The organism is Rhizobacter sp. (genome assembly GCF_035702065.1).
GTDB lineage: Bacteria > Pseudomonadota > Gammaproteobacteria > Burkholderiales > Burkholderiaceae_C > Rhizobacter.
Window position 1 is genome coordinate 1 of record NZ_DASSRA010000019.1, and the last position, 7,966, is coordinate 7,966.

General features: G+C 69.4%; 8 protein-coding genes. 7 read left to right on the forward strand and 1 reads right to left on the reverse strand.

Annotated elements, in window-relative coordinates; translation table 11 throughout:
* The first annotated feature begins 327 nt into the window (after positions 1-327).
* From VFL64_RS00865 to ureG, 5 genes are all read left to right on the forward strand, one after another.
* On the forward strand, positions 328-1,044 hold the full coding sequence (locus tag VFL64_RS00865) for an urease accessory protein UreF (RefSeq protein ID WP_489538489.1): 717 nt from the start codon (positions 328-330) through the stop codon (positions 1,042-1,044).
* Between the two features lie 25 nt (positions 1,045-1,069).
* Entirely contained in the window at positions 1,070-1,786 is a 717-nt protein-coding gene (locus tag VFL64_RS00870; protein WP_489538490.1) for a response regulator, read from the forward strand.
* On the forward strand, positions 1,783-2,922 hold the full coding sequence (locus VFL64_RS00875) for an ATP-binding protein (protein WP_489538491.1): 1,140 nt from the start codon (positions 1,783-1,785) through the stop codon (positions 2,920-2,922). The genes VFL64_RS00870 and VFL64_RS00875 overlap by 4 nt, the downstream gene beginning before the upstream one ends.
* Before the next feature lie 108 nt (positions 2,923-3,030).
* Complete coding sequence (locus VFL64_RS00880) at positions 3,031-3,915, forward strand: dioxygenase family protein (RefSeq protein ID WP_489538492.1); 885 nt, start codon at positions 3,031-3,033, stop codon at positions 3,913-3,915.
* A 106-nt stretch (positions 3,916-4,021) separates the two neighbouring features.
* Positions 4,022-4,669: an urease accessory protein UreG gene (gene ureG, locus VFL64_RS00885; RefSeq protein ID WP_489538493.1), complete on the forward strand. Its 648-nt coding sequence runs from the start codon at positions 4,022-4,024 to the stop codon at positions 4,667-4,669.
* Between the two features lies 1 nt (position 4,670).
* On the opposite strand, the gene VFL64_RS00890 is transcribed toward ureG, so the two are convergent.
* Positions 4,671-5,597 carry a LysR family transcriptional regulator gene (locus tag VFL64_RS00890; protein ID WP_489538494.1) on the reverse strand — a complete coding sequence of 309 codons (927 nt, stop codon included), beginning with the start codon at positions 5,595-5,597 and terminating at the stop codon, positions 4,671-4,673.
* 81 nt (positions 5,598-5,678) lie between these two features.
* On the opposite strand from VFL64_RS00890, the gene lysA reads away from it, so the two are divergent.
* A complete protein-coding gene (gene lysA, locus VFL64_RS00895; protein WP_489538495.1) occupies positions 5,679-6,908 on the forward strand; it encodes a diaminopimelate decarboxylase in 1,230 nt (409 codons plus the stop codon).
* Positions 6,909-6,954: 46 nt separating this feature from the next.
* Positions 6,955-7,966 (forward strand): TolB family protein (locus tag VFL64_RS00900; RefSeq protein ID WP_489538496.1); only part of this gene is annotated, 1,012 nt, incomplete at its 3' end.

Here is a 7,966-nt window from a genome sequence, read left to right on the forward strand (position 1 = left end):
GCCACCGTGAGGTCGTTCGCGGCGTTGAGTTGCAGCGTCACGCTGGTGTTGCTGGGCAGGCCGCTCACGGTGCCGCCCACGGAGGCATTGCCGCCGCCGCAGGCCGCGAGTGCGCAGGCCACGCCGATGCCGAGCGCGATGACGAGGTGTCGTTGCATGGTTGCCGCCTTCTGGTCGGTTGTTGTGAATCCCGCCATCACAACCGGCCGCCGCAAACGCCGCATGTAGACGCCGCAAAGTTGCGTAAACCAAGCTGCAGCTCGCGGACAAACTCCACGGCATGCGCGGTGCCACACTTGGGGCCGCACTGAACTGATCCGCCTTGCCATGCGCTCACGCCCCCTCTCCCGCCAGACACCGCCGCTCCCGCCCGGCACCCTGCTGCAGCTGATGTGGCTCGCCTCGCCGGCCTTGCCGGTGGGCGGCTTCAGCTATTCCGAGGGCCTGGAGTCGGCGGTCGAAGCCGGTCTCGTCACCGACGAGGTGCACGCACGTGAATGGCTGCTCGACCAGCTGCACCTGGGCCTGGCACGCAGCGAGCTGGCGGTGTGTTACCGCGCCATGCAGGCCTGGCAACGCCACGACGCCGCCAGCGTGGCCGAGCTCAACGACTGGATGCTCGCCACGCGCGAATCGAGCGAGATGCGCTTGCAGACCGAACAGATGGGTCGCTCGCTGGTGGAGTGGCTGAAGAACCGGGGCATGGCCGATCCGCGCCTCGCCACGCTCGCCGCGCTGCGCCCCGCGCCCACCTGGCCCGTGGCCTACGCGCTCGCCGCAGCCCAGACCGGCGCCCCACCGCGCGAGGCCTTGCTGGCCTTCGCCTTCGGCTGGGCCGAGAACATGGTGCAGGCTGCGCTCAAGGCCGTGCCCTTGGGCCAGAACGCCGGCCAGCGGGTGCTCGCCGCGCTGAGCGATGCCATCCCCATTGCCGTGGAAGACGCCATGCGCCTGACCGACAGCGAGCGCCGTGCCCACACGCCCATGCTGGGCATCCTCTCGGCGCAGCACGAGGTGCAGTACTCGCGCTTGTTCAGGTCATGAGCGGGCCGCTGCGCGGGGTGTCGTCATGACCCTGAGGGTGTTGCTGGTCGACGACGACGCCGAGTTGCGCACCCTGCTCGTCGGCTACCTGCAGCGCTACGGCATGCAGGTCACCGCCGTGGGCGACGGCACCGGCCTGCGCCGCACCCTGCCCACCGGCCGGGCCGGCAGCCCGCAGCCCTTCGACCTCCTGCTGCTCGACCTGATGCTGCCCGACGTGAACGGACTCGCCCTGTGCCAGTGGGTGCGCGAGCACCACCCGCTGCCCATCATCATGCTCACCGCACAGGGCGACCCAGCCAGCCGCATCGTCGGCCTGGAGTTCGGCGCCGACGACTACCTGCCCAAGCCCTTCGAGCCGCGCGAGCTGGTGGCGCGCATCCACGCCGTGCTGCGCCGCGGCGGGCCGCGCCCGGCCACGGCGAGCGCCGAACCGGCCAGCGTGGTGCGCTTCGTCGGCTGGGCCTTCGACCGCCTGCGCCGCCAGCTCACCTCGCCGGCCCAGGTGGTGCTGCCGCTGTCGAGCGCCGAGTTCCGCCTGCTCTCCACCTTCGTCGACCACCCGCGGCGCGTGCTGAGCCGCGACCGCCTGCTCGAACTCACGCAGTCGCCCGGCGCCGACGTGACCGACCGCAGCATCGACCTCGCCGTCTCGCGCCTGCGCCAGAAGCTCGACATGCCCCAGCTCATCCGCACCGTGCGCGGCGAGGGCTACGTCTTCGAAGCCGACCCCACGCCATGAAGCACCTGTTCGCCGACACGCTGTTCAAGCGCCTCTTCTTCCTGATGTGGATGGCCTTGCTGCTGAGCCACCTGGCCGGCTTCATGACGGCCGACGCGGTGTTCGGCCCACCGTTCAAGCACGGCCCGCCGCCGCGCGACATGGTGCTGCGCGACGAGCTGCCGCCTTTGCCCGACGGCCCGCCGCCGATGCGCGAGCACGGCCCGCGACCCGATGACGCTTCACCCCTCGGCAGCCCCGGCGGCATGCCGCCGATGCGCAGCGAATGGCTGTGGCTGGACTACCTGGTGCGCACGCTGGTGATCGGCGGTGCGGCCTGGCTGGGCGCACGCTGGATGGCCGAGCCCATGCGCCGACTGGCTCGCGCGTCGCAGGCGGTGGCCGTGTCGCTCGCCCAGCACCGCCGCCCGCCGCCGCTGGACGAAGCCGCCGGCACCGTCGAGACCCAGCAGACCGCACGCGTCTTCAACCACATGGCCGTGCAGCTGCATGAGCAGTTCGAAGCCGGCACCCTGATGATGGCCGCCATCTCGCACGACCTGCGCACGCCGCTGCAGCGCCTGCGGCTGCGCCTGGAACAGCTCGACCCCGGCGCGCTGAAGGAGCGCTGCGTGGCCGACGTGCAGGAGGCCGAGCACCTGATCGCGAGCGTGCTCGACAGCCTGCGCCTGCGCCACGAAGGCCGCCCACCGCAGCGCCTGGACATGCGCGCGCTGCTGCAATCGCTGGTGGACGACCTGTCCGAGCAAGGCCACCGCGTCGACCTGCTGCCCCTGCCGCTGGAACGGCCCCCGGTGGTGCTGGCCGATGCCTCCGAACTGCAACGCGCCATTGGCAACCTGGTGGGCAATGCGTTGCGCCACGCCGGCGCGGCCGAAGTGACGCTGGCCGAACAGAACGGCCACCTGTTGGTGCGCGTGGACGACCGTGGCCCCGGCATCCCCGAGGCCGAACTCGAAGCCGTGTTCAAGCCCTTCTACCGCGTGGACAGCTCGCGCAGCCGGCAGACCGGCGGTGCCGGCCTGGGCCTGTACATCGCGCGCGACCTGGTACGCCGCCATGGCGGCGAACTCACCCTCGCAAACCGGGCCGAGGGCGGGTTGCGCGCGGAGTTGTCGCTGCCATTCGCGTCTTGAGGATGGCCCCGCTGTAGCAAGCGTGTCCGCCCGGACACAAAGCGGCGATGCTGCGTACACATCGCGCAAGCAGACTGGGCGGCATTCGTTGCCACACCGGAGCCGCCCATGCCGCACGCCCCTCGCGACCATCACGACCTGGGCCTGGCCCACGACCTGCACACCCTCGCCGCCCAGGCGCAACGCCGCAAGGCGCTCGGCTGGATCGCCGCGCTCGGCAGCATGGGCGCCGGCACCTTGTTCGTTGGCTGCGGCGGCGGGAGCGACGACGACGCCACCACCAGCAGCAGCACTTCTTCCAGTTCCAACAGCAGCGGATCGAGCAGCAGCAGCACGACCACCAGCAGCTGCGCCGTCATTCCCGAGGAGACCGAAGGCCCCTACCCCGGCGATGGCTCCAACAGCGCCAACGGCAGCATCGCCAACGCGCTGATGCTCTCGGGCATCGTGCGCAGCGACATCCGCCGCAGCATCGCCGGTGCCAACGGACTGGCGGCCGGCGTGCCGCTCACGCTCACGCTCAGGCTGGTCAACACCCGCGCGAGCTGCGCCGATCTCTCGGGCTACGCGATCTACCTCTGGCACTGCGACCAGCAGGGCCGCTACTCCATGTACTCGTCAGGCGTGACGGCCGAGAACTACCTGCGCGGCGTGCAAGCCACCGACACCGATGGCACCGCCAGCTTCGTCACCGTCTTCCCCGGTTGCTACGCCGGCCGCATGCCGCACATGCACTTCGAGATCTACCGCAACACCAGCACGGCACTCAGCTACACCAACAAGCTCAAGACCTCGCAGCTCGCCTTCCCCGACGAGGTGTGCGACGCCGTCTACGCCAGCAGCGGCTACACCACCAGCGCGAGCAACTACGCGCGCATGAGCTTCGCGAGCGACGGCATCTTCAGCGATGGCGTGACGCTGCAGATGAGCAGCGTCACAGGCAGCGTGGCCGATGGCTACCTGGCCACCCTCACCGTCGGCATCTCGATATAGGGGCGCCCAGCGCACCTCGGCCCGCTCAGCCTGAGGTATCGAAGGCCCGTTCGGTCCTTTCACACGGGGCCTAAACTCACGGCCCGGATCCTGCTACCCCTTCGCCATGAGCAACCTCCACTCCATCCCCGGCCGCACCAAGAAGCTTCCTCCCCTGCGCGTGGGCGTGGGCGGGCCGGTGGGTTCTGGCAAGACCACCCTCGTCGAGATGCTGTGCAAGACCATGCGCGAGCAGTACGACCTGGTGGTCGTCACCAACGACATCTACACCAAGGAAGACCAGCGCCTGCTCACCGTGGCCGGGGCGCTGGAGGCCGAACGCATCATGGGCGTGGAGACGGGCGGCTGCCCGCACACCGCCATCCGCGAAGACGCCTCGATCAACCTCGAAGCGGTCGACCGCATGCTAGAGAAGTTCCCCAACGCCGACGTGGTGTTCATCGAATCGGGTGGCGACAACCTGGCGGCGACCTTCAGCCCCGAGTTGAGCGACCTCACGATCTACGTGATCGACGTGGCCGCAGGCGAGAAGATCCCGCGCAAGGGCGGCCCCGGCATCACCAAGAGCGACCTCTTCGTGATCAACAAGACCGACCTCGCGCCCTACGTCGGCGCCAACCTTGAGGTGATGGAAGCCGACACGAAGCGCATGCGCCCGAACCGGCCTTTCGTGATGAGCAACCTCAAGACCCAGGCCGGGCTGCAGGACGTGATCTCGTTCATCGAGACCAAGGGCATGCTGCGCGCAGGCTGACTCAGCGCGAGGTGCGCGAGAGTTCCTTCAAGCGCGCCTGCAGCGTGACCGCGGTGTCGCGCAGCGACTTCACGAACGCATCTCGCAGCGGGCTGGCCGGCCGCAACTGCGGCACCACCAGCGTCACCGCAAACGGGATCGACACCGACAGCGGCCGGACCTGCAGGCCGGTGCCCGCCAGCTCCATCGCCGTCAGCGGGTTGACGATCGCCACGCCCAGGCCCTGGCGCACCAAGGCGCAGACCGAGGCGGCGCTGGCCGTCTCCAGCGCGAGGCGGCGGCGCACGCCTTGCTGCTCGAACATCGCATCGACCTGCAGGCGGTAGGGGTCGGAGGGCGCGAAGCTCACGAAGGCCTGGCCCGCGAAGTCCCGCGGCCGCAGCACGCGGCGTGCGAGCAGCGGGTGGCCGTCGGGCAGCACACACACCTCGTCGGCCTGAAGCAGCGGCGTGAGGCTGGTGGCGGCCGGCGCCTGGATGCGCTCGCACAGCCCCAGGTCGAAGCGCTGCTCGGTGAGCCACTCTTCCAGCAGGGGAGACTCTTGCGGCGTGATGGCGACACCGACCTGCGGGTAGGCCGCCATGAAGAGCTGCGTCGCCTGCGGCAGCAGGCCATGCGCCAGCGCTGGCAGGCAGGCGATGGCCAGGCGGCCCTGCGTGAACTCGCGCAGCGACCTTGCCGCGGCGGCGATGCGGTCGAGACCGAGGTACGAGCGCTGCACCTCTTCGAGCAGGGCCAGCGCCTGCGCCGTGGGCCGCAGGCGGCCGCGCACGCGGTCGAACAGGTTCATCTGCAGAACCTGTTCAAGGCGCGCCAGCTCGCGGCTCACCGTGGGCTGCGAGGTGTGCAGCGCGAGTGCGGCCTGGGTCACGTTGCCGGTGTTCATCACCGCGCGGAAGACCTCGACCTGTCTGTGGGTGAGCTTCATGGGCAAAGCATATCAATACTGAATGGATCATCGACAAATGAATACTTTTCAGAATGGCAAGGAAGGCGCACGATCCGGCCCATGAACCCGTTCACCGCCCCCACCCTGCGCGCCATCGCGCACGCCCACGGCACGCCCGTCTGGGCCTACGACGCCGCCACCATCCGCTCGCGCATCGCCGCTTTGCGCGCCTTCGACACCATCCGCTTCGCGCAGAAGGCCAACTCGAACACGCACATCCTGCGGCTGATGCGCACGCAGGGCGTGAAGGTCGACGCGGTGTCGCTGGGCGAGATCGAGCGCGCGCTGGCGGCCGGCTACGAGGCGGGCGGCGACGAGATCGTCTTCACCGCCGACCTGTTCGACCGCGCCACGCTGGCGCGCGTGGTCGAACTCAAGGTGCCGGTGAACGCCGGCTCCATCGACATGCTGCACCAGCTCGGCAGCGTGTCACCCGGCCACCGCGTGTGGCTGCGCATCAACCCCGGCTTCGGCCACGGCCACAGCAACAAGACCAACACCGGCGGCGAGCACAGCAAGCACGGCATCTGGCACACCGACCTGCCCGCGGCGCTGGCGGCCATCCGCCAGCATGGGCTCAAGCTCGTGGGCCTGCACATGCACATCGGCTCTGGCGTGGACTACTCGCACCTGCAGGAGGTGTGCAGTGCGATGGTCGACCTGGCGAGCCGCGTCGACCTGCCGATCGAGGCCATCTCGGCCGGCGGCGGCCTGTCCATTCCCTACCGCGCCGGCGAGCCGGTGATCGACACGGCGCACTACTTCAGCCTGTGGGACGCGGCGCGCAAGCGCATCGAACAGGCCCGCGGCACCAAGATCCACCTGGAGATCGAGCCGGGCCGCTACCTGGTGGCCGAGTCGGGCGTGCTGCTGGCCGAGGTGCGTGCCACCAAGCAGATGGGCGGCAACCACTTCGTGCTGGTCGACGCGGGCTTCAACGAGCTGATGCGTCCGTCCATGTACGGCAGCTACCACGGCATCGAGTTGATCCCCTGCGACGACACGCCGCGCCCCACGCAGGCCAGCGTGGTGGCCGGGCCGCTGTGCGAATCGGGCGACGTGTTCACGCAGGGCGAAGGCGGCGTGGTGCAGACGCGCGAGCTGCCGCGGGCCTTGGTGGGCGACCTGCTGGTGTTCCACGATGCGGGCGCCTACGGTGCCTCGATGTCATCGAACTACAACACGCGCCCCCAGATCGCCGAGGTACTGGTCGATGGCGGTGCGGTGAAGCTGATCCGCAGGAGACAGTTGCTTACCGAGTTGCTGGCGCTGGAGCGCACCGAGGGCTGAGCGCACGGGACAATCCGGGCATCCCCTTCCTGCCAAGGAACTGCCCATGCGCACCCTCATCGCCCTCGTGCTGACCGCCGCGCTCGCGGCCTGCGGCGGGCAATCCGACACCCCGTCCTCGACGCCCGCCAGCTGCCCCGCCACGGGCTACGCCGGCTCGGCGGCCACCCTGGCCGCCGACCAGCTCGTGTTCGACTCCGACCGCGCCGGCGGCACGCACGAGATCTACGTGATGAAGACCGACGGCACGAGCGTCACGCGCCTGACCAACGACGCGAGCTACCAGAACTGGTGGCCGCGCGTCTCACCCGACCGCAAGCGCATCCTGTTCTACCGCGCGCCGGCGGCCAACCCCGAAAGCTACCCGGACGCGAGCCTGTGGATGATGAACGCCGACGGCAGCGGTCTGCGGCAACTGCGCGCTCGCGGCGAAGACGGCTGGAGCGCCCAAGGCCACGGTGAGTGGTCGCCCGACGGCACCAAGATCGCCATGTTCGGCAGCGTGGGTTCGGCGCTGGAGATCTTCGTCACCAACGCCTGCGGCAAGAACCCGGTGCAGTACACCAACCGTGGCGGCATCAACACCGACGTGTCGTGGTCACCGAACGGCCAGCAGCTGCTCTTCAACGGCTGCCCCTCGGCCACCGGCTGCGTGCCGGCCAACTACGAGATCTACCTGATGCCGGCCACGCCGCTCGCCGCGGCCACGCGCATCACGGCCGACGCACGCGCCGACTACGACGCCTACTTCTCGCCCAGCGGCAACACCATCGCCTGGCTGATCAACGTCGACCCTACGGCCAATGTGATCCCCGGCACCACCACTGCGCTCGGCCGCTGGGCCATCGGCATGGTCGACATCAACAGCTCCGGTGTGCTGAGCAACCCGCGCTTCCTCATCAACGACGGCAACATCAACAGCAAGCCCGCGTGGAGCCTGGATGGGCAGACCATCTTCTTCCACCGCATGGTGCCGCCGGACTACCGCTTCCGTGTGTTCCGCATCGCCCCCAATGGAACCGGCCTCACCGAACTGACACCCGGCGCCACCGGCAACA

What these genes read in the sequence shown, in the direction of transcription:
- VFL64_RS00875 (WP_489538491.1), top strand. Translation starts at nt 1,783, where the DNA reads ATGAAGCACCTGTTCGCCGACACGCTGTTCAAGCGCCTCTTCTTCCTG.
- lysA (WP_489538495.1), top strand. Translation starts at nt 5,679, where the DNA reads ATGAACCCGTTCACCGCCCCCACCCTGCGCGCCATCGCGCACGCCCAC.
- VFL64_RS00880 (WP_489538492.1), top strand. Translation starts at nt 3,031, where the DNA reads ATGCCGCACGCCCCTCGCGACCATCACGACCTGGGCCTGGCCCACGAC.
- VFL64_RS00870 (WP_489538490.1), top strand. Translation starts at nt 1,070, where the DNA reads ATGACCCTGAGGGTGTTGCTGGTCGACGACGACGCCGAGTTGCGCACC.
- VFL64_RS00865 (WP_489538489.1), top strand. Translation starts at nt 328, where the DNA reads ATGCGCTCACGCCCCCTCTCCCGCCAGACACCGCCGCTCCCGCCCGGC.
- VFL64_RS00890 (WP_489538494.1), bottom strand. Translation starts at nt 5,597, where the DNA reads ATGAAGCTCACCCACAGACAGGTCGAGGTCTTCCGCGCGGTGATGAAC.
- ureG (WP_489538493.1), top strand. Translation starts at nt 4,022, where the DNA reads ATGAGCAACCTCCACTCCATCCCCGGCCGCACCAAGAAGCTTCCTCCC.